This is a genomic window from Amycolatopsis sp. TNS106 (assembly GCF_019330265.1).
Taxonomy (GTDB): domain Bacteria; phylum Actinomycetota; class Actinomycetes; order Mycobacteriales; family Pseudonocardiaceae; genus Amycolatopsis; species Amycolatopsis lurida.
On the sequence record NZ_CP024972.1, the window covers coordinates 3,883,325 to 3,907,479 of the forward strand.

At 69.2% G+C, this 24,155-nt stretch carries 23 protein-coding genes and 1 pseudogene; 8 read left to right on the forward strand and 16 right to left on the reverse strand.

Annotated features, from left to right (window positions below; all coding sequences use genetic code 11):
* Positions 1–83 precede the first annotated feature (83 nt).
* Both CVV72_RS17330 and CVV72_RS17335 read right to left on the reverse strand, forming a co-directional pair.
* On the reverse strand, positions 84–938 hold the full coding sequence (locus tag CVV72_RS17330; RefSeq protein ID WP_219153362.1) for a M23 family metallopeptidase: 855 nt from the start codon (positions 936–938) through the stop codon (positions 84–86).
* A 339-nt stretch (positions 939–1,277) separates the two neighbouring features.
* A complete protein-coding gene (locus tag CVV72_RS17335; protein WP_219153363.1) occupies positions 1,278–3,089 on the reverse strand; it encodes a Xaa-Pro dipeptidyl-peptidase in 1,812 nt (603 codons plus the stop codon).
* An 82-nt stretch (positions 3,090–3,171) separates the two neighbouring features.
* On the opposite strand from CVV72_RS17335, the gene CVV72_RS17340 reads away from it, so the two are divergent.
* Positions 3,172–4,728, forward strand: coding sequence for a DUF4139 domain-containing protein (locus CVV72_RS17340; protein ID WP_219153364.1), 1,557 nt, complete (start codon positions 3,172–3,174; stop codon positions 4,726–4,728).
* Positions 4,729–4,741: 13 nt separating this feature from the next.
* Here the strand turns inward: CVV72_RS17340 and CVV72_RS17345 are convergent, their stop codons facing one another.
* The gene (locus CVV72_RS17345; RefSeq protein ID WP_219153365.1) at positions 4,742–7,393 is read right to left on the reverse strand and encodes a LuxR C-terminal-related transcriptional regulator; all 2,652 of its coding nucleotides are present in this window, start codon (positions 7,391–7,393) and stop codon (positions 4,742–4,744) included.
* Positions 7,394–7,950: 557 nt separating this feature from the next.
* Here CVV72_RS17345 and CVV72_RS41675 point away from each other — a divergent pair.
* A complete protein-coding gene (locus CVV72_RS41675; RefSeq protein WP_255632721.1) occupies positions 7,951–8,580 on the forward strand; it encodes a GAP family protein in 630 nt (209 codons plus the stop codon).
* A 116-nt stretch (positions 8,581–8,696) separates the two neighbouring features.
* On the opposite strand, the pseudogene CVV72_RS17350 reads toward CVV72_RS41675, so the two are convergent.
* The 3 genes and pseudogenes from CVV72_RS17350 to CVV72_RS17360 all read right to left on the reverse strand — a co-directional run.
* A pseudogene (locus tag CVV72_RS17350) lies at positions 8,697–9,623 on the reverse strand (AI-2E family transporter); the annotation flags it as partial.
* Entirely contained in the window at positions 9,617–10,057 is a 441-nt protein-coding gene (locus tag CVV72_RS17355; protein WP_125675643.1) for a hypothetical protein, read from the reverse strand. The pseudogene CVV72_RS17350 and the gene CVV72_RS17355, both read right to left, overlap by 7 nt.
* Positions 10,054–10,587 carry a DUF1269 domain-containing protein gene (locus CVV72_RS17360; RefSeq protein WP_219153367.1) on the reverse strand — a complete coding sequence of 178 codons (534 nt, stop codon included), beginning with the start codon at positions 10,585–10,587 and terminating at the stop codon, positions 10,054–10,056. The genes CVV72_RS17355 and CVV72_RS17360 overlap by 4 nt, the downstream gene beginning before the upstream one ends.
* 195 nt (positions 10,588–10,782) lie before the next feature.
* Between CVV72_RS17360 and CVV72_RS17365 the strand changes: the two genes are divergently transcribed.
* Complete coding sequence (locus CVV72_RS17365) at positions 10,783–12,591, forward strand: glycoside hydrolase family 15 protein (protein WP_255632722.1); 1,809 nt, start codon at positions 10,783–10,785, stop codon at positions 12,589–12,591.
* A 50-nt stretch (positions 12,592–12,641) separates the two neighbouring features.
* Here the strand turns inward: CVV72_RS17365 and CVV72_RS17370 are convergent, their stop codons facing one another.
* From CVV72_RS17370 to CVV72_RS17380, 3 genes are read right to left on the reverse strand one after another with little or no spacing between them, the layout of a single operon-like run.
* Entirely contained in the window at positions 12,642–13,073 is a 432-nt protein-coding gene (locus CVV72_RS17370; protein ID WP_034322689.1) for a CBS domain-containing protein, read from the reverse strand.
* 47 nt (positions 13,074–13,120) lie between these two features.
* Complete coding sequence (locus tag CVV72_RS17375) at positions 13,121–13,603, reverse strand: hypothetical protein (RefSeq protein WP_219153369.1); 483 nt, start codon at positions 13,601–13,603, stop codon at positions 13,121–13,123.
* Positions 13,600–14,532, reverse strand: a complete 933-nt coding sequence (locus CVV72_RS17380; RefSeq protein WP_219153370.1) for a neutral zinc metallopeptidase — start codon at positions 14,530–14,532, stop codon at positions 13,600–13,602. Before CVV72_RS17380 ends, CVV72_RS17375 begins: the two co-directional genes overlap by 4 nt.
* An 85-nt stretch (positions 14,533–14,617) precedes the next feature.
* On the opposite strand from CVV72_RS17380, the gene CVV72_RS17385 reads away from it, so the two are divergent.
* Entirely contained in the window at positions 14,618–16,624 is a 2,007-nt protein-coding gene (locus CVV72_RS17385; protein WP_219153371.1) for a prolyl oligopeptidase family protein, read from the forward strand.
* 46 nt (positions 16,625–16,670) lie between these two features.
* Here CVV72_RS17385 and CVV72_RS17390 read toward each other — a convergent pair whose 3' ends face one another.
* The gene (locus tag CVV72_RS17390) at positions 16,671–16,985 is read right to left on the reverse strand and encodes a multidrug efflux SMR transporter (protein ID WP_192745547.1); all 315 of its coding nucleotides are present in this window, start codon (positions 16,983–16,985) and stop codon (positions 16,671–16,673) included.
* Positions 16,985–17,632 (reverse strand): FMN-dependent NADH-azoreductase, encoded by a 648-nt coding sequence (locus CVV72_RS17395; RefSeq protein WP_219153372.1) that lies wholly within the window; start codon positions 17,630–17,632, stop codon positions 16,985–16,987. Before CVV72_RS17395 ends, CVV72_RS17390 begins: the two co-directional genes overlap by 1 nt.
* 93 nt (positions 17,633–17,725) lie before the next feature.
* Between CVV72_RS17395 and CVV72_RS17400 the strand changes: the two genes are divergently transcribed.
* Entirely contained in the window at positions 17,726–18,310 is a 585-nt protein-coding gene (locus CVV72_RS17400) for a TetR/AcrR family transcriptional regulator (RefSeq protein WP_219153373.1), read from the forward strand.
* Here CVV72_RS17400 and CVV72_RS17405 read toward each other — a convergent pair whose 3' ends face one another.
* Positions 18,311–18,709 carry an SRPBCC domain-containing protein gene (locus CVV72_RS17405; RefSeq protein ID WP_219153374.1) on the reverse strand — a complete coding sequence of 133 codons (399 nt, stop codon included), beginning with the start codon at positions 18,707–18,709 and terminating at the stop codon, positions 18,311–18,313.
* A 55-nt stretch (positions 18,710–18,764) separates the two neighbouring features.
* Between CVV72_RS17405 and CVV72_RS17410 the strand changes: the two genes are divergently transcribed.
* The gene (locus CVV72_RS17410) at positions 18,765–19,364 is read left to right on the forward strand and encodes a CGNR zinc finger domain-containing protein (protein ID WP_219153375.1); all 600 of its coding nucleotides are present in this window, start codon (positions 18,765–18,767) and stop codon (positions 19,362–19,364) included.
* Positions 19,365–19,382: 18 nt separating this feature from the next.
* Positions 19,383–20,432 (forward strand): DUF2293 domain-containing protein, encoded by a 1,050-nt coding sequence (locus CVV72_RS17415; RefSeq protein WP_219153376.1) that lies wholly within the window; start codon positions 19,383–19,385, stop codon positions 20,430–20,432.
* Here the strand turns inward: CVV72_RS17415 and CVV72_RS17420 are convergent.
* Together CVV72_RS17420 and CVV72_RS17425 are read right to left on the reverse strand one after the other, a co-directional pair.
* Positions 20,350–20,928: a hypothetical protein gene (locus tag CVV72_RS17420; protein WP_219153377.1), complete on the reverse strand. Its 579-nt coding sequence runs from the start codon at positions 20,926–20,928 to the stop codon at positions 20,350–20,352. The two genes, CVV72_RS17415 and CVV72_RS17420, sit on opposite strands and share 83 nt — an antisense overlap.
* Complete coding sequence (locus tag CVV72_RS17425; RefSeq protein ID WP_219153378.1) at positions 20,925–21,998, reverse strand: ImmA/IrrE family metallo-endopeptidase; 1,074 nt, start codon at positions 21,996–21,998, stop codon at positions 20,925–20,927. The genes CVV72_RS17420 and CVV72_RS17425 overlap by 4 nt, the downstream gene beginning before the upstream one ends.
* 121 nt (positions 21,999–22,119) lie before the next feature.
* Here CVV72_RS17425 and CVV72_RS17430 point away from each other — a divergent pair, with 121 nt between their 5' ends.
* On the forward strand, positions 22,120–22,476 hold the full coding sequence (locus CVV72_RS17430) for a DoxX family protein (RefSeq protein WP_219153379.1): 357 nt from the start codon (positions 22,120–22,122) through the stop codon (positions 22,474–22,476).
* Here CVV72_RS17430 and CVV72_RS17435 read toward each other — a convergent pair.
* Positions 22,464–23,126: a hypothetical protein gene (locus CVV72_RS17435; protein ID WP_219153380.1), complete on the reverse strand. Its 663-nt coding sequence runs from the start codon at positions 23,124–23,126 to the stop codon at positions 22,464–22,466. The two genes, CVV72_RS17430 and CVV72_RS17435, sit on opposite strands and share 13 nt — an antisense overlap.
* Entirely contained in the window at positions 23,123–24,115 is a 993-nt protein-coding gene (locus tag CVV72_RS17440) for a PQQ-binding-like beta-propeller repeat protein (RefSeq protein ID WP_219153381.1), read from the reverse strand. The genes CVV72_RS17435 and CVV72_RS17440 overlap by 4 nt, the downstream gene beginning before the upstream one ends.
* Positions 24,116–24,155: the final 40 nt, after the last annotated feature.

Sequence of the window (24,155 nt, forward strand, 5' to 3'; positions counted from 1 at the left end):
CCGTTGTGGACAACCACCGCGGGACCGGGCGCAGGACGCCGATCCTGTCGGTGGGGTGGTCTACAGTGCCCGGTCCCGCGGGGTCAGCCGCAGTGTTCGAACGGGCTCTCGTAGGCGTTCGACCCGACCGAACCGCCCCACTTCACACAGGTCGAGGCGGCCGTCTTCGTCACCGGTCCGGCGTAGTAGGTGAAGCTGCCGGAGTCGGTCACCCGAGCCGAACCTTGGACTTCGAGGAACGCGGAGACCGGCGAAGCGGTGCCGAGCGAAACCGCCTTCAGCGTGGTGACGCAGTTGGCCTTGGTCGACGCGTTGTAGAGCAGGTACGCGGTACCCGAACCGTTCGCGAGCCCCTGCGAGTCGACGACCGAGAACCCGCTGCCGCACACCTCGGTGGCCTCGTACGGGTTGCCGCCGCACGAGTTCTTGCTGGTGAAGTTGGTGTGGCCGTAGTACGGCACCGCGACCCCGTGCAGCACCGCCTTCTGCGCCACCCCGTTGAGCCGCTGTTCGAAGTGCAGGTGGGGGCCGGTCACGCCGCCGGTCGCCCCGGCCGTGCCGATCTGCTTGCCGAGGCTGACGGCCTGGCCGACGGAGACGGACTGGGTGGACAGGTGGGCGTACCGGGTACGCCAGCCGCCGCCGTGGTCGATCTCGACCCAGCGCCCGTAGCTCGTGCTGCCTTCGTTGGCGACCCGGGTGACGGTGCCGCCCGCGGACGCCAGCACCGGCATCCCGGTGATCCCCGACTTCTGGAAGTCGACCGAGTTCGCCGGGCTGTGCCCGCTGAACGTCGCCGCCGTGACCGTGACGCCGCATTTGAACGGGACCTGGAAGTTCGGGGCGGCCGACGCCTGCGTCGTACCGGCGAGGGTCAGGCCGAGCGCGGGGATGACGGCGGCCGCGGCGAGCACTGCGAAACGGCGCAACCTGGACATGGAGACCTCCATCAGGTGGGGAAGCCGGACAGGCCGAAGCAAAGCCGGGGGAAATACATTTTCCGTACAAGGCCGAGGTCGGGTCGGGGTTTTCCACTCGGCACGCCGGTTGCCCCGTCCCGCGGCCGCGCCTGCGTCGCGTGTCGCGAAAGCCACTTTCGAGACATCAGGCGTCCCGAAAGTGGCTTTCGCGACACCTGCGAGGCCGTCGGTCGGGCAGGGGCGCTTGGTTACCCCGTGGATTCTGGCTGGGCCCGATGGCCGCGGTGTGACGTTGCGAAAGCCTCCTTCCCTACCCTCAAGGTAAGGAAGGAGGCCTTCACGGACCGTCGGCCCCGCTCAGCCGAAAGCGGCTCGCAGCGCGGGCTTGCCACCCGCCACCGGCAGCACCAGCGAGGTCCGGTTCAGCTCGACCGAGACACCGGCGCCCGGCTTGGGCCGGAGCGTGTAGTCGTGGTCGCTGGAGGCCACCAGGAACTCGATCTTGTGCCCGGCCGCGAGCAGGTAGTCCTTCGCGACCAGTTCCACCTCGACCTTGTAGCTCTCACCAGGGGTGATCGGGTCGGTGCGGGCGGGGTCGCGCCGGTTCTGCGGGTCGGTCCAGCCGCGCGTGATCACCTTCGCCGTCCCGTCCGGAGCGCGGTCGAGGAGCACCGCGGTCACGTTCGCGGCCGGCTTGTCGAAGGACAGCGACAGGTCGGTCTTCACCGTTCCGGAAAGCCGGACGGGCTGCTTCGCCGCGGTGGTCGAGTACAGCAGCCGGTTGCCCGACGACGTCGCGGCGGCGAGCTGTTCGATGGTCTTGCTCGCGTCGTCCGCCAGCGTCTCGACGGCGGCCTTGCCCGGAACGGGGTTGCGGGTGTCGAGCTTGCCCTTCGAAGAGCCGCCGGGCCACGGGTAGAGCTTGACGTCCTGGGTGCCGGGCAGCGGCCACTCCGGCTCGTCCACCCACGACTTGTCCTCACGCTGGATGGTGGCCTTCGGCTCGCGCTCGATGCCGTTGTCCACGTCGTAGAGATAGTGCGACATCCACTTGTTCAGCGTGGCGAGCCAGACGTCGCGGCGGAGGCTGTACGGGTCGGCGTGCCCGGCCTGGTGCAGCCAGATCTTGTGCTCGACACCGCGCGCCTTGAGCTTCTCGTACCAGCGGGTGCCCTGGTCGGTCTTGACGTTCCAGTCGCCGAAGCCGTGCACCACGAGCACCGAGGCCCGCACCTTGTTCACGTCGTTGCGGTAGTTCCGCGCGTCCCAGAAGGGGCTGTAGTCACCGGTCACCCGGTCCTGGTCGACCGCGATGCCGTCGATCAGCGGACGGCAGACGGCGCGATCCTGGCGCGTGTAGACGTAGTCCGCGAGCACGTCCGCGTCCTCGCCCTGGAACCCGCCGGCCGCGACGACGGCGCCGTCGTTGCGGTAGTAGTCGTACCAGCTGGAGATCGCCGCGATCGGGACGATCGTCTCCAGCCCCTCGACGCCCGTGCCGGCCACCGCGTTGGGCAGCGTCCCGTTGTAGGACACGCCCATCATGCCGGTCTTGCCGGTGCTCCAGTCCGCGACCGCGGCCTTGCCCGCAGCGTCCCGCGCCGTCGCGCGGCCGTTCAGCCAATCCACAATGGACTTCGCGCCGATGGTCTCGTTGACGTCGCCGCTGCTCGGGCAGCCGGTGGACTGGCCGCTGCCGAGCGACTCCCCGTACACCACGGCGAAGCCGCGAGCGGTGAAGTAGTCCTGGTAGCGCCAGCTGATCGGCGCCGCGTTCGGGCCGACGGTCTTCGTCGCGATCCGCGGGCCCGCCGGGGCGCGCTTCGCGCCGGGCACGTACAGCTCGACGTCGACGTTGTGGTTCGCGACGTCGTTGCCGCCCGCGTAGTACGGGCTGGCCTGGTAGACGACCGGGACCTTCATGCCCTGCTGCGTCGCGCGGGGCCGCACCACTTCCGCGTGCACGAGGTCGTCCTTGCCGTCACGGTCGCTGTCGACCGGCGCGGTGACCCAGACGTTCTCCCGGATGACGTCCTTCGGGTCGAACACCGGCTGAGCTTGGCCGTCCTTGAAGACCGGAGCCGGCGGCGCGTCGGCCTGGGCGGGCAGCGCCGTCGCCGGAAGGACCAGGACGGCGGTGAACAGGGCAGCGAGCCTGGCGACTCTCACAGGACCCCCAATGGCGGGCGGGCAAGACCCAGGTGAGGTTTCCGGCCACCCGAACAGGTGTCAAGAGACTAACGTCGGAGGCATGCCGAGCACCCTGGAAGCACCGATCGTCGCCGTCACCGTCTACCCGCACCATGCCCGGATCACTAGGCGGGCTTCGGCTGCCCTCGACGGCGAAACGCGCTTCGCCTTCGGGGGCCTGCCGTGGAACCTGGACACCGACTCGGTCCGCGTCACCGGTTCCGGTCCGGCGGTCATCGCCGGGGTCGACGTCGCCGTCGAACGCCATCCCGCGCCCGCGGACGCCTCCCTGCGCGCGCTGACCGAGCGGCGGCGCGCCGATCAGGCGGTGGTCGACGAGGTCGCGGACGCCGTCGCCGCGGAGACCGCGAAGGTAGATCTGCTGACCGGGCTGGCGACACGCAGCGGCAAGAGTTTCGCGAAGGCGCTCGCGGAGGGTACGGCGGAGCCGCCCCGGGTCGCCGAAGTCACCGACGCGCTCGGCACGCAGCTGGCCGAAGCGCTCGGAAAGCGCCGCGAACTCGGCATCCGTCTCGCCCGGCTCCGTGACGACCTCAAGGCACTCGACCGCGAGATCGAGGCGAAACAAGGAACGTCCGAAGTGGACAGCGCTACGGTCACGGTCGAACTGGAACCCCGAGAGGACGGCGCGGAAATCGGCCTCGAGCTGTCCTATGTGGTCGCGAACGCGAGCTGGGAACCGGGTTACGACGTGCGCGTCCACGGCGAGGACGTCTCGCTGACCTGGTACGGGCGGATCACCCAGCACACCGGCGAGGACTGGCCGGAATGCGAGCTGGCCCTCTCCACCGCGCGGCCGGCGAACACCGTGGAGGTGCCGGAACTCGATCCGTGGTTCCTCGACCGCGTCCGTCCGGTGCAGCCGTCGATGGCACGCATGGCGTACGGCAGCGCGTCGCCCGCGGGCGGCGGGATCCCGGAGTCGGTGGGCATGCCGGCTCCCGCGATGGCGGCGCGGACCGCGTCCGTCGAACAGGGCACCACCGCGGTCACCTACCGGCCCGGCCGCCCGGTGGCGGTCCCCTCGGGAGCGCAGGGCCACCGTACGACGCTCGCGCAGCTGGAGCTGACCGCGAAACTGGGTCACGTCACCGCTCCGGTGGTGTCGCCGGAGGCGTTCCTGCGGGCGACCGTGGTCAACACTTCGGAGCACACGCTGCGGCCGGGCAAGGCGTCGGTGTTCCACGAGACCGAGTTCGTCGGCACCACGCGGCTGGACGTCTGGGCGCCGGGCGAGGAACTCGAACTCGCCCTCGGCGTGGACGACCGGATCCGGGTCGAACGGGAACTCACGCACCGCACGGCGAGCAAGGCGACGCTGTCCGGGGTTCGCAAGCGGGAGGCCGTGTACACCACGACGATCGTCAACCACAGCCCGCGCGAAGCCGTCGTGACCGTGCTGGACCAGGCTCCGGTCTCCCGGGACGACGCGATCACCGTCCGGGACGTGCGCACCACGCCGGAGCCGGTGGAGCGGACCGAGCTGGGCGAGTACACCTGGCGGCTGACGCTCGCTCCGGGCGCGAAGAGCGTCGTGACGCTCGGGTACCGGGTCGAAGTCGCGAAGGGTGTCGAGCTGGCCGGCTGGCGGGAGTAGCCGGCCCGCGGGCCTACAACAGGCCACGCCTGCGTGCTGCGACGACGGCGTCGCGGCGGTGATTGACGCCGAGTTTCCGGTAGATGCCGCGAAGGTGGGTCTTGACCGTGTTCACCGAGACGTAGAGCGAGTCGGCGATCTGCTCCGCGGTCCGCATGGACGGCAGCTCGGTGAGCAGTTCGAGCTCGCGTGAGGTGAGCGGATCGACCGGCGCCCCCGGGTGGGCCGGTAACGCCTGCAGCACGGCGCTCGCGAACTCTTCGGTGCGCCCGAACCGTCCGGCGCCGCGCACCAGGAGCTCCCGGATGTCCTGCCCGGCGTCGTGGAACGGCCGGAGTGCCTGCAGGGGGGCCGCGAGGTCGAGCGCGTGGGCGAGGGCGGTGTGCGCCCGGTTCTGTTCACCGGCCTGGTCGGCGAGAACCGCTTCGAGGAGCCAGCTTTCGATCAGGGTGTGCGCCACCAGCGTCCTGGTCTGCCGCTCGATGACCGGCCGCAGCCGCCGCCGCGCGGCGCCCGGCCTGCCGCGATGCAGGTGCACGAGGGTGCTCAGCAGCGCGTGCTCCGCGTACGGCGCGAGCAGATGCCGGTGCCGTTCCATCACGTCCATCGCCCAAGTGGGTTCGCCGACCCGCAGGGCCAGCCGTTGCTCGACCGGGGCGGTGCAGGCGACCAGCCATGGCGCGACCGGTTCGCCGGCGAGCCGTTTGCGGTGGCCCCGCAACGTTTCGACGACCGCGTGCGGATCGGCCGCGAGGCCGAATTCGACAGCGGCGCTGAGCGTCACCGTCAGCAGTTCCACGGCAGGGTCCACGACGGCGGGCAAGAGCCGCGACGCCAGCGCGGAAAACCGCCGGGCGCTCTCCTGGTCCAGCCGTTGGTAAGCCGCCAGGCCGAGGACGGTGTACAGGAACGCGGTCCGCGAAGTCTCGGTCCAGCCGTGGGACCGGGCCAGTTCGAGGGCGGCACCGGTGTGCACGGCCAGCCCGGCGAGATCACCCTGGACACAGGCGATCCCCGCGAGATGGATTTCACACTGCAGGCTGACGGCGTCGCGGCGCTCCAGGGTGGCCATCCGCAGCGCGCGTTCCAGATCCTCGGTGGCGCCCGGGATGTCGCCCAGCCACAAGGCGGCGGTCCCCCGAGTGGCCAGCGCCAGCAGGTCGAGGTCGGTGTCGCCGGTGTCACCCGCGCTCGTGGCGCGGAGTTCGGCGAGCGCTTCGTCCAGCTGCCCGCCGTATCTCGCGCGGTAGGCGACGGCCACGGCGTTCAACGCGCGCAACCGTCCGGAGCGCAGCGGCTGGGCCGACGTGTCGATCCGGCCGAGATACCGGTCCGCCGCCACGAGATCGTGGTCGTCGAGGGACGCGATGGCGGCGACGAGCGCGATCTGTGGCCTGGCCAGGAGATGCTCCGGCAACGCGCCGAGCAGCCTGTGCAGCCGCGGCCCGTGTCCTTTGAGGACGATCCGCAGCCCGAATCGCTGGACGTACCGGGTGATCAGCTCTTCGTCCTGCGCCGCGACGCTGTGCTCGAAGGCCGTGAGCACGTCCCCGGAGTCCGTGAACCATTCCGCCGCCGAACGGTGGAGCCTGCGATAGGCCCGCGGATGTCGTCGGCTCAGCTCCGCGCGGAGGTACTCGCGCAGCAGAGGATGACAGCGGTAGCGACCTTCTTCGCCGCCATGCTGAGTGATCAGCGCGTTGGTGCGGGTGAGCGTGTACAGGATCTGGCCGGCGTGCTCCTGCCCGGTCAGCCGGGTGGCCAGCCCGTCGGTGAGGTCGGGACACACCGACACGCTCAGCAGGAACTCACGGACGTAGGTGGGCTGCGGCCCGACGATCTCCCCCGACAGGTACTCGGCCAGCAGGCGGTCGTCGCCGGTGAAGGCCCGGATGGCCCCGCCGGCGTCCGGCGCGGAGTCCAACGCGAGCGTGAGGAACCGCAAGCCGGCCGCCCAGCCTTCCGTACGCTCCCTGACCCGGTCCAGATCCGCCTTGGACAGCGCCAGGTTCTTCCGGGCGAGCAGCTGCCCCGTCTCCTCCTCGGTGAAGTTCAGCTGGTGCGCCGTGATCTCCCGCAGCCTGCCTTCGAGCCGGATCTGAGGCAGGATCAGCGGTGGCGGGAACCGGGTCGCGATGACGACCCGTACTCCGGACGGCAGATAGCGCAGGAGCAGGTTCACGTTCTTGACCGCCTCCGGCTCGGTCAGCTCGTGTGCGTTGTCCAGCACCAGGATCACCGGCCGCCGCAGCCGTGCGCACGCGTCGACGAACGCGCCGACGCCTTCGTGCGCGGAGGCGTCCCGCGCCAGTGCCGGTCCGGGGATCGCGCCGCGGTACACCGCCTGGAGGATCGACGACCACCAGGAGAAGACCTTGTTGTCGTTGGCGTCCAAGGAAACCCAGGCCAGGTGTTCACCGCCGGGATGGTGGCGCGCCCGGCGCCGGAACCAACTGCCGAGCAGCACGGTCTTCCCGGATCCCGCGGGTGCGTTGAGCAAGGTGACACTGGGGATTTCGCCCGACGTGGCCTGATCGAGGACGTCCAGCAACCGGTCCCGTTCGAGCACGTCGGCCGCGGGCGGTGGTGGCGCGAGTTTCGGCGACGGGACCGCGACCGGTTCTTCGTCGTGGGTCTCCGGCGCCGTGCCCTCGACGCGGGTCATCGGCCGGCGCATGACATCGCCGCGCTGGAGAGAACATGCCAGGCGAAACCCAGAACGCGGGAAGTCCCGCTGAAGACGAGGCCGATACCGGAAAGTACCGCCTCCCCCGATGACCTGCTTCCCGGTTGCGCCGAAAGGACCAGCACGAAGGTCAGTGCTGTCAGAACGAACTTGGCTCTGGACCGACCACGCGGCTCAGTGCTCACCGATTGTCTCCCTTCGATTCCCCAGACGAGTGAGGGGACCGATCTTGCTCACCCCGTGCGACGGTCACCTCCTCCTTGGCGGGTGAGACGAGTCACCGCTGGTCGCGAAGAGTGGTGAACGAGGGACTTTTCTCGCGGTAGGTGACGGAATCGAGGCGCCGTTTTCACCCGCTGAGAACGAAGAAGCCCGCGCGGCGGCGGCGCATTCTGGAGATCGCGGATCGAGAAGCCCGGCTCTGTCCCAGGGCTCCGGCGGTGAGACCGCCGCGCGAGCGTTGTCCGTCGCCGGAGAAAACCGGTGGCGGGCAACGCGATTCTTGTGCCGGAACACCCTCCGACGGGAAGTACGGAATGACGGAATCGCTCACGGTGCTCCCGCTCGCGATCACCATGATGGCCGGGCCGCAATTCGTGTCGGCGCTGATCCTGATCACGACGGCGCGTGCCGTGCCGACCTCGCTCGCGTTCGTGGCGGGGGTGGCCACGGCAGTGACTGCGGGAACCGCGCTCACGACCTGGCTCGCCGGGCTCCTGCCGCCCGATCCCCTGCTCTCCGGCTCGGACGGCTCCGTCTCCACGCTGATCCAGTACGGGCTGGTCGCGTTTCTCCTCGGAGTGGCGATCTGGAACTGGACGCACCGCGAGACCGCGGAACCGCCGAAATGGCTGGGAACGCTCATGTCGGCGGGACCGCGGCGAGGATTCCGTACCGGATTCCTGCTCATCGCGTTCTTTCCGTCGGACGTCGTCGTGATGTGCGTCGTCGGGCTCGAACTCGGCCGCGGCGGGGCGGGGTTCAGTGCGGCGATCCCGTTCCTGCTGACCACCACGCTGATCGCCGCCCTGCCGCTCCTGGCCTACCTTCTCTTCCGGCGCCGCGCCGCCCGGCTCATGCCCGCCGTCCGCGACTGGACGAACGACCACGGCTGGTTGCTGAACATCGTGGCGTGCCTCTTCTTCGTCGTGCTCATCCTGTTCTGATCCCGCCGGGACGAACCCACCAACGCGGTGACCCAGCTGCGTCCCGGGTCGTCGACCAGCACGGCCAGCGCCAGCAAGGTCGCCGGAACCGACAGCAACGTCCCGAGCGGGCCGAGCACCCAGGCCCAGAACACCAGCGCCACGAACGTCGCCGTCGCGGACAGGCCGACCGCGTTGCCGACGTACCGCGGCTGGACCAGTGACTGCAGCACGAAATTGATCACGAGGTAGATCACCACCACCGCGACCATGGCCCGCCGGCCGCCGTCGAGGAGCGCGAGCGTGGCGGGCGGGCCGAGGCCGAGCAGGAAGCCGATCGTCGGGATGTAGTTGGTGACGAACGAAAGCAGACCCCACAACGCCGCGAGCGGAACTCCCAGCAAGACCAGCGCGAGGGCGTCGATCGCCGCGACGATGAGCCCGAAGACCGTGGTCACCGCCAGGTACACCCGGACGCGACGGCCGAAGTCACGCAGTGCTTCGGCCGTACGCGCCCGCTCTCCCGCGATCCCGGCGATCCGGTCGTCGATGTCCGCCGTCTCCGCGCTGAGGAACAGCAACAGCCCCAGCAGGAAGACCAGGCTCGTGGTGACACCGGTCAGATCGGCGAGCAGCGAACCGGCGTAGGAAACGAGCTTGCCGGGATCGAGTGCGTGGAAGATGTCACGCAACTGGCCCGGCCCGGCACCGAATTTCGCCAGCACGCCGGCGATTTCTTCGTACAGGGCGGTGATCCGGTCGCCGTAGCGCGGCAGCAGCTCCGCGAGCTGGGCGATCGAAACGATCATCGCGAAGCAGAAGGCGAGGAGAATTCCGTAGACGAACACCACGAGCGCCGCCGTCGCCACCCAGCGCGGGAAACCGAAACGGCGCAGCCTGCCATGCGCGGGACTGAGCGTGATCACGATGACGAGCGCCAGCAACGTCGGCGCCGCCAGCCACGCGACCGCTTTGATCCCCGCGATGGCGACCACGATCGCGGCCGCGCCGAGCAGGACGACGAGCGCCCGCGGTGTCCGGGTCGCAGGCCGGTCGATCACCATGACTCGCGGTTCGGGACCGCGTCGCCGTGGACGACGACCGCCCAGATCACCGTCACGCACAAGGCGATCACGAGCATCGACCACAGCGGGTGAGCCGAGAGGAACACCAGATGGGTCACCGCGTTACCGGCCGCGAAGAGCACCGCGACCACCCTCGCCCAGATGGCCCCCGAGATGAGGAAGACACCGGAGACCGCCACCAGCGTGCCACCCACGAGATGGGCCCACGCCCAGCCGGTCACGTCCAGGACGAGCGAGTACTCCGGCCCTGAGATGTAGTAGTCACCCCGCACCAGCGCCACGATCCCGGCGATGACGTCGAACGCGCCGAGGATCAGCATGATCACGCTGGCGAAGACGATCCATCCCGCCCAGACCGGTCGTATCCCGGACCGGTCGGCGAGATCGGCACCGGCACTCCACTGCCTGCTCATTTCGTCCCCGTTCCCGGCGCGTCGGCGGCCTCGAGTTCCGGTTCCAGCACGAAGCTTTCCCGCAAGGCGCCTTCCTGCTCGGGCGTCAGGTTCGTGAAGATCAGCTCCGGCGCTTCCTGGCCGCTGAAGGCACCTCGCACCTTTTCGATGACCGCGCCCGAAGTGAGCAGGAACAGCGCCGACGTGCCCTCGGTGACCTCTCCCCTGACCTTCTTGATCAGGTCGTCGTCGATGCCGTAATCCGCGGTGAGACCGCCGAAGGCCCCCGCCGCGGCACCGAGCGCCGCGCCGAGCAGCGGTACCAGGAAGATCAGGCCGAACAGCAACCCCCAGAACGCGCCGCTCAGCGCGCCACGGCCGGCCAGGTTGCGCAGCTGCCGGAGCTTCGGTTTGGACGCGCCTTCCGGCCACGACACCGTCGCGGCGTCGTGTACCGAGACGAGCTGGTTCTTCGCCAGGCTCCGCACCGTCTCCGCCGCGCGATCCGCGCCCTCGGCCGAGCGGAACGTCCAGATGGTCAACGTGTCCACGGCTCACCGTCCCTTCTGAAAATGGGTGATCTGACGGTGGCCATCGGACAGCGGCGACCGGGGTGCGCACATCACCTGAGGCGGATGAGCGCCGGGACTCCGCCCTGGCCGGGAAGTCACCCGGCCAGGGTGACGCCCGGCTTCCCGGGCACGGACGAGGGTGAGCGGAAAACCCCTTCCGGCAAGGAGCCGCCCGTGAACCACCACCAACCGCCGATCGCCGACCACGGGCTGATCGGAGATCTCCAGACCGCCGCGCTGGTGAGCACCGGCGGTGCGATCGACTGGTTCTGCTGTCCCCGGTTCGATTCCCCGAGCGTGTTCGGCGCGCTCCTGGATCCTCGCGGTGGCCACTGCCGGATCCGGCCCGTCCGGGAGCCGTACACGTCGCGTCAGTTCTATTTCCCCGGCACCGCCGTGCTGATCACCCGGTTCATGACCAGGCTGGGTACCGGCGAGGTCATCGATTTCATGCGCCCGGTGACCGGCGGCCGCACCGACGGCGGTCACCGGCTGATCCGGCTGGTCCGCTGCGTGCGCGGGACCGTCGAGTTCGCCATGGAGGTCGTCCCGCGGTTCGACTACGCGCGCAGTCCGCACACCACCACCGTCACCGAAGACGGCGTGCTGTTCGACAGCGAAGACTCCGCCCTGACCCTGCACGCGGTCCGGGAGCCCGGTGACCCGCCACCGATGCACGCCCACGTCATCGAAGGCGGCGTCTACGGCTCGGTCATCCTGAAAACCGGGCAGGCCAGGGGTTTCGCACTCGAGTCGGACGGCGGGGAGCCGCGCGCGATCCGGGTCGCCGAGATCGAGCGGGCCTTCGACGACACCGTCCGCTTCTGGCGGGACTGGCTGAACCAGTCGACCTATCGGGGGCGCTGGCGGGAGATGGTCGACCGGTCCGCGATCACCCTCAAACTGCTGACCTACGCGCCGACCGGGGCGATGGTCGCCGCGCCGACCACGAGCCTGCCGGAACAGATCGGCGGCGAACGGAACTGGGACTACCGCTACGCCTGGGTACGGGACGCGTCCTTGTCGGTCTCGTCCTTGCTCGCTCTGGGGTTCACGGACGAAGCGGTCGCGTTCGCCCGCTGGCTCCGGGAACGGCACCTCAGCGGCGACGGACGGCTGAAGATCATGTACCGCGTCGACGGGGCATCGGATCTGCTGGAGGAAGCCCTCGCGCACTGGTCCGGGTACCGCGGCTCGGTGCCGGTACGGATCGGCAACTCCGCCGCCGATCAGCTTCAGCTCGACGTCTACGGGGAACTGCTCGACACCGTGTATCAGGCTGACAGGCGGGGTACGGAGGTCGGCCACGACGGCTGGAAGGCGCTCACGGATCTGCTCGATTGGCTCGCCGCGAACTGGGATCAGCCGGACGACGGCATCTGGGAGACGCGGGAAGGGAAAGCCGACTTCACCTACGGCAGGCTCATGAGCTGGGTCGCCTTCGATCGCGGTGTCCGCCTTGCGACAGCGCACGGGCTGCCCTGCGCGCTCGACTCCTGGCGGGACGAACGCGACCGGGTCTACGACCAGATCTGGGAGCACGGCTGGAGTTCGCTCAAGCAGGCCTTCGTCCAGCGATACGGCTCGGTCTCCCTCGACGCGTCCCTGCTCCGCATGGCCGACGTCGGGTTCATCACCCCGCACGATCCGAGCTGGCTGGCGACCCTGGCGGGTATCGAGAACGAGCTGGTGACCGACAGTCTCGTCTACCGCTACGACCCGAGCGCCTCACCCGACGGCCTGCGCGGAGACGAGGGCACCTTCTCGCTGTGCACGTTCGGCTATGTCACCGCGCTCGCCCGCGCCGGATATCCGGAGAAGGCGCGGCTGGTGTTCGAAAAGATGCTGACCTACGCCAACCACGTCGGCCTGTACGCCGAAGAGATCGGCCCGAACGGCGAGCAGCTCGGCAACTTCCCGCAGGCTTTCACCCACCTCGGGCTCATCGACGCCGCGCTCACGCTCGACAGGGCCATCGGCTGAGCCGCACGCGCGAAGGGCCGTTCCCGCGCCGGGAACGGCCCTTCGGCGGCTCAGCCCTGCGAGATGTACGCCTCCAACTGTTCCTGGCTCTTCTCCAGCTGCTCCATCCGGGTCTTCACGACGTCGCCGATGCTCACGATCCCGGCGAGCCTGCCGTCCACCACGACCGGGACGTGCCGGATGCGGCGTTCGGTCATCAGGACCGACAGCTGGTCGACCGAGTCCTCGGGGGTGCAGCTCGCGACCATCTTCGTCATGATCGCGGACACCGATCCGTCGAGCAGCTGGGGTCCGCGCTCGTTGAGCCGTCGCACCACGTCCCGTTCGGAGACGATCCCGACGATCGCGCCCTCGGCGTCCACGACCACCAGCGCGCCGACGTTGTGCTCCGCCAGTCTCTCGAGTAGTTCGGTGACGTTCGTCTCCGGCGAGACGGTCGCGACGGCCGCCCCCTTGGTCCGCAACAGATCGGAAATCCGCATACGCGCTCCTCCCGGATGGGTGACCTGAGTCACTCCAGGTTATGGCTTCACCGCCCTGCGCGAAAGTCCGGAGAGTCCGGTTCGATCCCGAGCCTGGTCGCGAGCGCGTCGTAGGCCTGGATGATCCCGGCGCCGTACGGATCGTCGCCGAGCGCGCCGAGGGTGGCCCGCCCGAGTTCCCACTGGGCCTTCGCGGCCTCGTGATCACCGAGTTTGCGGTAGTCCTCGGCGAGGTTCAGGTGCAGCGACGGATAGAACCCGCGCACGGCCAGCGTCGCGTGGTACTCCTTGGCGCGGTCGTCGGTGAGCGAATCGGCCGCCGCGAGGGCGCGCAGATCCCAGGCGAGTTCGTCGGCCGGGTCGTCGCAGACATCGGCCATGTAGTGCGCGAGCGCGCACCGGTGCAGCGGGTCGCCGTCCTCGCCGATCCGTTCCCACAGCGCCGCGAACTTCTCGCGCGCGCCGGCCCGGTCACCGGAGATGTGCAGCTGGAGGCCGGTGTTGATCTCGGCCATCACCTCGTCGGTCATGTGACGTCCGAGGCCGGGGCCGCCCAGGTGTTGCACGCCGACGTCGTCTTCCCGGAGAACCCGGCCTTCGCCCATTTCAGCTGGTTACGACGGCTGCCGTGAGTGTCGCTGTCGTCGGCGCGGCCGTAGTCGTCGAGGGCGGCGTTGGCCAGCGACCTGCTGATCGAGCCACGGCCGGCGGCGGCCGCGAGGGCGAGCGCGCCGAAGCAGTTCGCCTGCAGTTCGATGCGGCGGACCAGTTCCTTGTCGGCGGGAGAGTTCTCCTCCGGCGACGACATCTTCTCCGCGGCCGCCGACAGGATCCCGCTGGACCGCTGCACGTGATGCCCGTACTCGTGGGCCATCGTCGCGAGGTGACGGGACCGCTCGAGGCCCGCGTCACCCAGCATCCACTGGGTCGGCGCGTAGATCGTGGTGTCGCCACCGCAGTAGTAGGCGACGGCCTCGTTCTCGCCCGGTGCCTTCCCGCACGCGCTGGTCTCGGGCAGCGTCACCTGCACGGTGACCGGCAGCGCCGGCTCGTTCGCCTGGTCCAAGGCGGGTTTCCAGGCTTCGGCCAGACACGACACCAACGTCTTGTAGTACGTCTCCAGTTTCGCGGGCTCGCGGCTGATCGCGGGCAGCCGGCAGGTGACCGCGCCGAGGGCGACCCCGTCCGCCAGCAGCGGGTTCGTCTCGAGTTCCCGCACCTCCTTGGGCGCGGGCTTCGCGTTCCCGGCCGGTGCCTTGGCCACTTCCGAGGTGTACTCGCCGGGCACCGGCAGAGCCTGGCCGTCGACCGTCCGCGGCCCGCCCGCGATCGCCATCCCGGTGGCGGTCAGCGCGGCGACGATGAGCAGACCGACCACGGCGTTCCCCGCGTTACGCGGCTTCTCCGGACGAGGCGGCGAGGGCGCGAACGGTCTGGGTACCTCGTCGGTGCCGGTCATAGTGTCCCCCAAACGTGCGAGTCCACAGCATACGGAATGCCACACCTGGTGGCGCCGGGACGGAGCACCCGGCGAGACTGTCAACATGAGTGACGAGGACCCGTACCTGTGGCTGGAAGACGTGACCGGCGAAGCAGCGCTGGACTGGGTGCGAGCCCGCAACGCCGAGGCTCTGGCGGAACTGGCGGACGGCGAGCGGTTCGGCGGGATCCGTGACGAGGTCCGCGAGGTCCTCGACGCCGACGACCGGATCCCGTACATCCGCCGCCGCGGCGACCACCTGTACAACTTCTGGCAGGACTCGGCCAATCCCCGGGGCCTGTGGCGCCGCACCACGCTGGAGCAGTACCGGCTCGACACACCGGAGTGGGAACTCCTCCTCGACGTCGACGCGCTGGCCGAAGCCGAGGGCGAGAACTGGGTGTGGCAGGGCGCGGCCGTCCTCCGCCCGGGTTACGACCGCGCGCTGGTCGAGCTGTCGAGGGGCGGTGCCGACGCGACGGTCGTCCGGGAGTTCGACCTCGACGAGCGCCGGTTCGTCGAAGACGGCTTCTTCGTGCCCGAGGCCAAGACCAGGATCGGCTGGATCGACCGCGACCGCGTCTACGTCGGCACCGATTTCGGCCCGGGGACGCTGACCGATTCGGGCTATCCGCGGCTGGCGAAGGAATGGCGGCGCGGCACCCCGCTCGAAGCGGCGACGGTGGTCTTCGAGGGCAAGGCGGACGACGTCTCGGTGTCGGCCCACCACGACCCGACCGAAGGCTGGGAGCGTGACTTCGTCTACCGGTCGATCGACTTCTACCGCACGGAAAGGTATGTCCGGACGGCCGCCGGGCTGGACCGCATCGAGGTTCCCGAAGACGCGCAGACATCCTCGCACCGCGAGTGGCTGCTGATCCGGCTTCGCTCGGACTGGACCGTCGACGGCACGACATACCCCTCCGGCGCTCTGCTCGCCTGCGGGTTCGACGCGTTCATGGCGGGTGAGCGCACCTTCACGACCCTGTTCACCCCGGACGCGCGCACGTCGCTGGAGTACTGGGTGTGGACGCACAACCACCTGCTGCTCTCGACCCTGTCCGACGTGCGGACGGAGCTGCGCGTACTCACGCCGTCCGACGGCTGGACCTCCCGGCCGCTCGCCGGCGCCCCGGAACTGGGCACCGCGCAGATCACCGGCACCGACCCCGACGTCAGCGACGAGTACCTGCTCGATTCCAGCGGCTACACCCAGCCGTCGACGCTGAGCTACGGGCACGTCGGGGGCGACGTCGAGGTCCTCAAGCGCGCTCCCGCGTTCTTCGACAGCGAGGGCATGACGGTCTCGCAGTACTTCGCGACCTCCGAAGACGGCACGAAGATCCCGTACTTCGTCGTACGCCCCTCCGACGCTGAAGGCGGGCCGACGCTGCTGACCGGCTACGGCGGCTTCGAGGTCTCACTGACCCCTGGCTACAGCGGCATCATCGGCCGCGGCTGGCTCTCGCGCGGCGGCACCTACGTCGTCGCGAACATCCGCGGCGGCGGCGAGTACGGGCCGGACTGGCACACCTCGGTGACGAAAGCCAAGCGGTACAAGGTGTACGAGGACTTCTCCGCGGTCGCGGCCGACCTCGTCGAGCGCGGCATCAGCGAGCCCGCGCGCCTCGGCATCCAGGGCGGCAGCAACGGCGGGCTGCTGATGGGGGTCATGCTGACGCGCTATCCGCGGCTGTTCGGCGCGATCGTGAGCCAGGTGCCGCTGCTGGACATGAAGCGGTACCACAAGCTCCTCGCGGGCGCGTCGTGGATGGCCGAGTACGGCGACCCCGACGATCCGGCGGAATGGGAGTTCATCGGGAAGTACTCGCCGTACCAGAACGTCCACGCCGGACGCGAGTACCCGCCGGTCCTGTTCGTCACCTCCACCAGGGACGACCGCGTCCATCCCGCGCACGCCCGCAAGATGGTCGCGCGGATGCTGGAGCAAGGGCACGACGTGCGGTACCACGAGAACATCGAGGGCGGGCACGGCGCTGCGGCCGACAACGAGCAGCTGGCGTTCAAATGGGCGCTGATGCTCGAATTCCTGTGGGAGAAGCTCGCCTGAGCCGCCGGGAAGGGGACTTTCCGGCGCGAAAGTCCCCTTCCCTAGGTCACTCCGCGACCTTCGCCAGCACCACCCCTCCGACGATCAACGCCATCGCGGCGAACCGGCCGAAGCTGAGCGGGTCCTTATGGATCACGATGCCGAACACGATGGCGCCCACCGCGCCGATGCCGGTGAAGACGGCGTACGCGGTGCCGACCGGGAGCGTGTCCATCGCCTTCGACAGCAGGTAGACCGCGGCGACGCCGAGCACGAAGCACAGCACGGTCGGCCAGAACCGGGTGAAGTTCTCCGTCGGCTTGATGCTCTGCGACCAGGCGACCTCGACGGCTCCCGCCAGCAGCAGGATTCCCCAGCCCATCAGACCTCCCTTCCGGCCTTTTCGGCGCCGAGGAGCGCCTGTTCCCGCGACGCGATCCGGTCGGGATCACGGGGGCTCAGCCTCGGGTCGACGAGGGCGTTCGTCAGTTCGGAGTTCAAGAACGTGACGTCGTGGACGTCGTAGTGCCCGGCGAAGAAGTCGCGCAGGTAGCGCTCGTGGTGGTCGACGGGCTCGCGCGGCGTACCGGGCGCATACGTGCCCCCGCGCGCTCCCGCGACCACGAAAGCCTTGCCTGCCAAGGACATCTTCGGAAACGTGACCTGGTCGATCCACAGCTTGAGCGTCGCGGGGATCGAGAAGTTGTACATCGGCGCCCCGATCAGCACGACGTCGGCGGCGAAGAGTTCGGCCAGCAGCGGCTCGACGACCGCCCAGGCCTCGCGCTGCTCCGGCGTCTTCACCACCGAGGCAAAGCCGGCCGGATCGGTGATCCCGGCCTGGAGGAGGGCGTCGCAGATCTCGGTCCAGGCCTGGCCGATCGGCGGCACCGGATCGGCGGCGACGTCGCGGTAGGTGTAGCCGGCTCCCGGATTCGCGGCACGCCAGACCTCGGCGAACCGAGCACTCAGCTCACGGGAGAAGGACGCGCTGCGGGCACTGGAGTCGAGGTGGAGAAGGTGGCTCATCGGGGCCTCCCGGACCAGGAAGTGGACACGGCGTCCACTTGCTTCGCCGGGTACAAGTGGACGCCGCGTCCGGATATTCCCTAGGCTGCGGACATGCCAGAAGATCTCCTCGCGACCGGCCAGGGACGGGAACGCTCGGACGCCGCCCGCAACCGAGCGAAGATCCTGAAGGCCGCCGAAGAACTCTTCGCGGCGCGCCCGGCCGCGGACGTCACCATGGAGGACATCGCCCAAGCCGCCGGGGTCGGCCGGGCGACGCTGTACCGCCGCTACCCGGACCGCTCGGCGATCGCCGTCGCCCTCCTGGACGAGCACGAGCGGGAATTACAGGAGCGGCTGCTCACCGGCCCTCCCCCGCTGGGACCCGGCGCACCGCCCGCCGAGCGGCTGGCCGCGTTCTACGCGGCGATGATCGGCTTGCTCGCCCGGCACGCGCATCTCGTCCTCGGCACCGAGGTCGGGCATTCGCGGTTCACCAGCGGGCCGTACCGGCTGTGGCGCACCCATGTCCGCCACCTCGCCGAGCAGGCGGAAGCGAAGGACCCGGACGCGCTCGCCGACATCCTGCTGGCGCCGCTCGCCGCGGACGTCTTTCTCCACCAAACGGGCGAACTCGGCCTGAGCGTCGAACGGATCACCGACACCCTGGCCGAGCTCGCCCGGCGAACACTCTCCTGATCAGCCGGCGAGGCCGTCGACGATCAGCTTCATCACGGCCTGCCAGTGCTCACGCTGTGCGGCACGCTCTTCCGGGCCGGTGAGCCGCTCCTGATGGAAGACCACGACCGTCTTGCCCGGCCCGGCCGGACGGAGCCCCACCTGGACCGTGCTTTCGTGATCCCAGTCCTTCGGACGCCAGGTGAGGCGGATCTTCTCCTGTTCGCGGTAGCCGCGGACCTCGCCGACGGTGCCCTCGGCCGTCTCGTACGGCGCACCCTTCTCCGGCTCCAGCCGCACGTCGCCCAGCCAGGTCGCCAGGCCCGGTCCCGAGAGGTACTCCCACACCTGTTCCAGCGGATACGCCACCGTCTTGGACACGCCGATCTCCCAGCCCGCGTCCTTCGTCTTGCCGATCATCACGCCTCCGCCGTAACCGTCTTACCTGGTTTCTGAAACCGACTATAGTGGTTACATGACTCCGGGAACAAGACTGCTCGTCAACACCCAGGGTGAGCGGTACCGGTTCGATCCGGGCAGCCTCAGCCTCGAACTCATGCTGACCGGCGGCCCAGGCCCGTACGAGCGCTACGAAATCGCGCACACGCCGTCCGACCTCGCCGAGTGGTTCACCGGCTCCCGGCTGGGGCTGACCGCTCCCCTGACCGACGTCCGGATCCGCCCCGCCGAACTCGCCGCGCTCAAGGAACTCCGGGGCGCCCTCTACCGCGTCGCGCCCGCCCTCGCCCGCGGCGAGGCGCCGTCGGACGACGACCTCGCCGTGCTGAACAGCGGGACCGCGGAGACCCCGAGGCCGCTCGTCGACCCGAAGACACGGCGGCTCGCCTGGGCGCCGCCCGTCACCGGGAAACAACTCCTCGGCGCCGTCTCCCGCGACGCCATCGGCCTCGTCGCGGGCGAGCGGTCCGGCCGCGTCCGCGAATGTTCCGCCGACGACTGCCATCTACTGTTCTTCGACACCTCTCGCTCGGGCAACCGCCGCTGGTGCTCGATGGAGCGCTGCGGCAACCGCGCCAAGATCCGGGCCTACCGGGCCCGCACCGAAACCGCCTGATCGCTAGGATTCCCGGCGATGCAGGGTGAGACGAAACTGGAACAGCGCGTCGTCGAGACGGCGGAAAAGCTGCTGGCCAAACGGAAATCGGTGACCGCGCTCGACATCCTGAGCGGAATCGGCTGGCTGTCGGAGAACGTGCTCAAAAGCTGGCAGCAGGGCCGGATCCCCGATCTGACCACCACCTTGCCCGTGAGCGCGGAAAAACTGGAGTTCGCCCTCGGCGCGCTTCATCGGTGGACGCGGGAAAAGGCCCTCGAAAGCTCGGAGATCGAGCATGTCGGCGCGACCCGCGACCGGGCGGTCCTCCGGGTGGCTTCGGGTGAGCTGGCCGGTCTCGAACCGCTGTTCCGGACGCAGTGGCTCATGCCGGGACTGTCCGAGGCCAAACGAGCGCAAGTCCTCGCCCGGCAACGGAAAGCGCCGGACCTCGTCGTCTCCGTGGCCTTGAAGGACTGGACGTGCGCCGACTGCGGCGGCACCGGCGACCTGCTGTTCATGGAGAACGAAAAGCCGCACTGCCTCGACTGCGCCGACCTCGGCCACCTGGTCTTCCTGCCCGCCGGCGACACCGCCCTGACCCGCCGGGCGAAGAAGGCGAGCCGGCTTTCCGCCGTGGTCGTCCGCTTCAACCGGTCACGGAAGCGCAGTGAGCGGCAAGGGCTCCTGGTCGAGGAAGCGGCACTGCGCAGCGCCGAGGACCAATGTCTCGCCGACGAGGACGTCCGGGAACGGCGCCGCGGCCGGGATCGCGAACGCCGCGCCCACGAGGACGTCGAGTTCACCGCCCGGTTCCACACCGCGATCACGGAGATGTTCCCCGGCTGCCCGCCGGAACGGGCCCGCGCCATCGCCGAACACGCCGGCCGGCGAGGCAGTGGCCGGGTGGGCCGCTCGGCCGCCGGGCGGGAACTGGCCGAACGAGCGGTGTTCCTCGCCGTCGTCGCCTCGGTCCGGCATCTGGACACCGAGTACGACGACCTCCTCATGGCGGGCGTGGAACGGCAGACCGCCCGCGACCGGATCCGCACCACCATCGACGCGGTGCTCGAACGCTGGCGTTCCTGACCGCTGTCACGTTCCGGGCGCGGACCTCGTCCCGAACGGAGTCGATGAGGTTCCCGGCGGCGACCTCGGTCAGCTTCCCGTCCCGACAGGCCCGCGCCAGGAGCCAGATCGTTCCGTGCACCTCCAGGCCGTACCGCCTGGCCACCCGGATCGCGGCTTGATCGTCGGTTATCGCCGTACAGTCCTCCAGTTCAGCGACCGCGAAAACGCTTGCCTCGCCCCGATCCCGCTGGCCCGCCCCGGTCCTTTCCGCCCACTTGACGAAACACTCGAGTTCGCGGATCGTGTCGAGCCGGTGCACCTTGATCCATTCGAGCGCCAGAGCGTCCTGAAGTGCGGGATGAGCCACCGAGCCGAGGCGCAGTTCCTCGATGACCACGTAGGTAGTACGACATTCATCGGAGATCAGCAGGTCACGGAGGACGTCCAGCCGATCGGCGCGCGCGAAATGGTTCAAGCACATCGCGTCGAGGACCAAGGGGCGAGAAACGATCACGAGCCGTTACCCGCTTCGACCTCCGGCAGATCCTCGATCTCGACCTCTCCGTGCATGAGCTCGACGGCTCTCGCAGGCGTGACGAAGTGCTGCTTCAAAGCCTCCATCACCGCGTGGGCGTAACTGGGAGGGACCCGTACCCCTTCGAGGTCAGGCTGCGGCACCCAGCCGACGGCATCCCTGAGCTCAGCCCTCGTCGGCGCGTCGGAGAACCACTTCGTCATTCGATCTCCGTCGAGCAAGCCGACATGGCCCGCCTGGCGCACGGTCAGCGACCACGAAGTGCGGAAAACCGCGGACAGCTTGATCAGTTCGCCCCGCAGGTCGCTCTTCGCCACCTGCTCCAGCACTCCGGACGGCAGCAGGAACTCCGCCGCGAACGCGTCGATGACACGTTCCCTCTCTTCGCGAGAAGACGACACGCCGAGATCGGTCGAGTACTCGTCCCCCAGCACCAAGTGCCCCAACTCGTGGGCGGCGGTCGCCCGCCGCCTGCCCGGGTCGGCCAGCCTGCTGACCACGGACACGCCGAAATCCCCCTCCATCAGCGACGCCCCGTCGCCGGGGAGGTCCGACACCAGAACGTACTGCCCCGCTCGTTCACACTCCGCCATCAGCGTTCGGATCGGCTCTTGTCCCAGCCCGTGCCTGCTCCTGAGCCACAAGGCAGCCTCACGGGCACCCTGCGAATCGGTGACGGCCCGTTCGTACACCGCCGCCTTGCCCGGTTTGAGGAGGCCGAGCGCGATGACTTGACGAAGGTCGTCCAGCCAGGCCATCAACTTGGCCTCCAGCCGATAGGAATCCCTGGACAGAGCACTATCCGTGTCCTCGGCAAGGCTGGTCCGCCGCGACAGCACGGCCGGCTGCTCGCGAAGGAAATGCCCCATAGGCACCTTCAGCGCGGCAGCCAGCTTCGCCAGCTCGAGCGCATCGATCTGCCGTCCACCGGACTCGATCTTGGCGATCTTCGTGCGCTCCAAACCGACAGCGCTCGCCAAACCGGCTTGCGACATGCCCGCCGCCAACCGGCTCTCCCGGACGCGCTCGCCCACATCAGCCCATTCCACCTGACCAGTGTGGTGCGATTTTCGCACATTCGTCAAGTCGGGGCCTGCCACCTGCGGAACTATCCCGAACCGACGGTCCTGACCGCTGTCACGTTCCGGGCGCGGACCTCGTCCAGAGTGCATGTTCCCCGCATATCTCACCGTGGCCATCGTGACGATCGTGATCAACGCCGGGATCGCCGCCGCCGATTTCGCGCGTGTCCCGTTCGTCCTCAAGAACTCCGCCGAGGTCGACGTGCCCCAGTCCTGGATCCCGCCACTGGCCTCGCTGAAGGCCGCGGGCGCGGCCGGGCTGCTGCTCGGCCTGCTCGGGGTCCCCTTCATCGGGACCGCGGCGGCCGTCGGGCTGGTGCTGTTCTACCTCGGCGCCGTGCTCACTCACGTGCGGGCCCGCGTTCTCTACAACATCGCCTTCCCCGCGGGATTCCTCGCGCTGGCGGTGGCGACCCTCGTCCTCGATCTCGCTCAGGCCAAGTAGGGACCGAAGTGGTCGGCGACGACGTCCGCGACCGCCTCGGCGTCTTGTGAGCCGTCGATCTCCAGCACCCGGATGCCGAGATCCCGCGCGGTACGGACGGCGTCCTCGGCCACGAGCCGGTCCCGCTCGATCCGGTTGCGCTGCGCGCGTTCGGGATCCCCGACCCGGTGCGCCACCGCGGCTGCCCGGGGCAGCACGCGGAGCTGGTGCTCACGGAAATCGTCGGTGGGCACCATCACGATCATCCGCCGCGGTGAATCCAGGAGCGGCGCGACCAGGTCCGGGCGCAATCCCCAGCCCTCGGCGAGGATCGGGCGCCCGGAGACCAGCGCGCGCAGGTCGTCCAACGCCCATGCGAACCGCGACGGGAAACCGGCGATCGTGTCGGCGGCCATCCGTTCGGGAGTGGTGTCCACCCAGACGGTCTCCGGATCGGGATCGGCGGCGGGCAGTCCCTCGAGGACGCGTTGAGCGATGCGGCGGTCTTGGTGAGCGCGGGCATCGTGGAAGTCGTAGTGGTAGACGGTGATGCCATGACGATGCGCCAGCAGGCGGGAAACGGTGGACTTTCCCGCCCACTGGCCGCCGCAGATCCAGAGTGCCTGTTCGAGCGTGCCGAACGGGTCGTTGATTCCGCTGTCGTCGGTCACCGCGGCTCCTTGACGTCGACAGAGATCAGGGTTCCCTTCGCGAGTAAAACAAGCCTCGAAGGCACTTGCTCGCGAACGTCCCTGATCCGCTGGGTGATCCGGGCACGCGCATTCACCGCTCCGGCCAAGTCGATCCGGAGCAACGACCCGCCCTCGTCGGCGATCACGAACCCTCCGTCCAGGGACGCGACCGAGGGAACGAACCGCCGGTCATGCCGGACCCTCCACCGCTCGGCACCGTCCGACGGGTCGACCACCGTGAAACCACCATGCCGCTCGGCCAGCCACAGCAAGCCGCCACACAGGTCCACGGCTCTGGGCATGAGATCGCGCTCGGCACGGACCACCGTCTCGGCTTTCGTCTCGGACAGGGTGATGCGTACGACCAAGCGGTCACCGCACCGCACAAGGAATCCACCGTCGCCTTCCGCTCGCAACGCCGGTCCGATGCCCGGCCCGACCAGTGGCTCCGGCAAGGACCACGCGGCGAGTTCCCGGCCGTCACCCCGATCGATCAAACGCACGGATTCGTGCCCGGGCTTCCCGATAAGAAACCCGGCCTCGGTCGCGGCGGGCAAGACGGTGCTGCCGTGCTCCCCCGCCCGCCAACGCACAGCACCGGTGCGCAGGTCCAAAACGGACAGTGGCGTATAGCCGCGCCAGCCGCCCACCAGCACCAGTTCTTCGTCCACCACCACGTGACCGGGGAGCGAGCCCGGCTCAGCCTGCCAGACGGCTTCACCGGTTTCGACGTCCAGGCAGAGAAGCCTGCTGATCCTCTGCGGGATCACCAGGCAATACGGTCCGTCGATCACGACGGCATACGGCCATGTCCCCACCGGGACGTCCCAGCGCATAGACCCATCGGCAGGCTCGAGGCCGACCAATCGAGTGCTCCGCTCGTGCACGACGACATGGCGCGCGGTGACCGCCATCGCGGACGGCGAGCCGGCTTGATGCAGTGGACGTTCCCAGCGGACATCGAACACGGGACCACTTCAGCAGCGAACTGGCCGCCGCACAACCGGT

Bases quoted from the DNA above. Each gene is read 5' to 3' on its own strand.
- CVV72_RS17330 (WP_219153362.1), bottom strand. From the start codon at position 938: ATGTCCAGGTTGCGCCGTTTCGCAGTGCTCGCCGCGGCCGCCGTCATC.
- CVV72_RS17340 (WP_219153364.1), top strand. From the start codon at position 3,172: ATGCCGAGCACCCTGGAAGCACCGATCGTCGCCGTCACCGTCTACCCG.
- CVV72_RS17345 (WP_219153365.1), bottom strand. From the start codon at position 7,393: ATGACCCGCGTCGAGGGCACGGCGCCGGAGACCCACGACGAAGAACCG.
- CVV72_RS41675 (WP_255632721.1), top strand. From the start codon at position 7,951: ATGACGGAATCGCTCACGGTGCTCCCGCTCGCGATCACCATGATGGCC.
- CVV72_RS17355 (WP_125675643.1), bottom strand. From the start codon at position 10,057: ATGAGCAGGCAGTGGAGTGCCGGTGCCGATCTCGCCGACCGGTCCGGG.
- CVV72_RS17370 (WP_034322689.1), bottom strand. From the start codon at position 13,073: ATGCGGATTTCCGATCTGTTGCGGACCAAGGGGGCGGCCGTCGCGACC.
- CVV72_RS17375 (WP_219153369.1), bottom strand. From the start codon at position 13,603: ATGACCGACGAGGTGATGGCCGAGATCAACACCGGCCTCCAGCTGCAC.
- CVV72_RS17380 (WP_219153370.1), bottom strand. From the start codon at position 14,532: ATGACCGGCACCGACGAGGTACCCAGACCGTTCGCGCCCTCGCCGCCT.
- CVV72_RS17385 (WP_219153371.1), top strand. From the start codon at position 14,618: ATGAGTGACGAGGACCCGTACCTGTGGCTGGAAGACGTGACCGGCGAA.
- CVV72_RS17390 (WP_192745547.1), bottom strand. From the start codon at position 16,985: ATGGGCTGGGGAATCCTGCTGCTGGCGGGAGCCGTCGAGGTCGCCTGG.
- CVV72_RS17395 (WP_219153372.1), bottom strand. From the start codon at position 17,632: ATGAGCCACCTTCTCCACCTCGACTCCAGTGCCCGCAGCGCGTCCTTC.
- CVV72_RS17400 (WP_219153373.1), top strand. From the start codon at position 17,726: ATGCCAGAAGATCTCCTCGCGACCGGCCAGGGACGGGAACGCTCGGAC.
- CVV72_RS17405 (WP_219153374.1), bottom strand. From the start codon at position 18,709: ATGATCGGCAAGACGAAGGACGCGGGCTGGGAGATCGGCGTGTCCAAG.
- CVV72_RS17410 (WP_219153375.1), top strand. From the start codon at position 18,765: ATGACTCCGGGAACAAGACTGCTCGTCAACACCCAGGGTGAGCGGTAC.
- CVV72_RS17415 (WP_219153376.1), top strand. From the start codon at position 19,383: ATGCAGGGTGAGACGAAACTGGAACAGCGCGTCGTCGAGACGGCGGAA.
- CVV72_RS17430 (WP_219153379.1), top strand. From the start codon at position 22,120: ATGTTCCCCGCATATCTCACCGTGGCCATCGTGACGATCGTGATCAAC.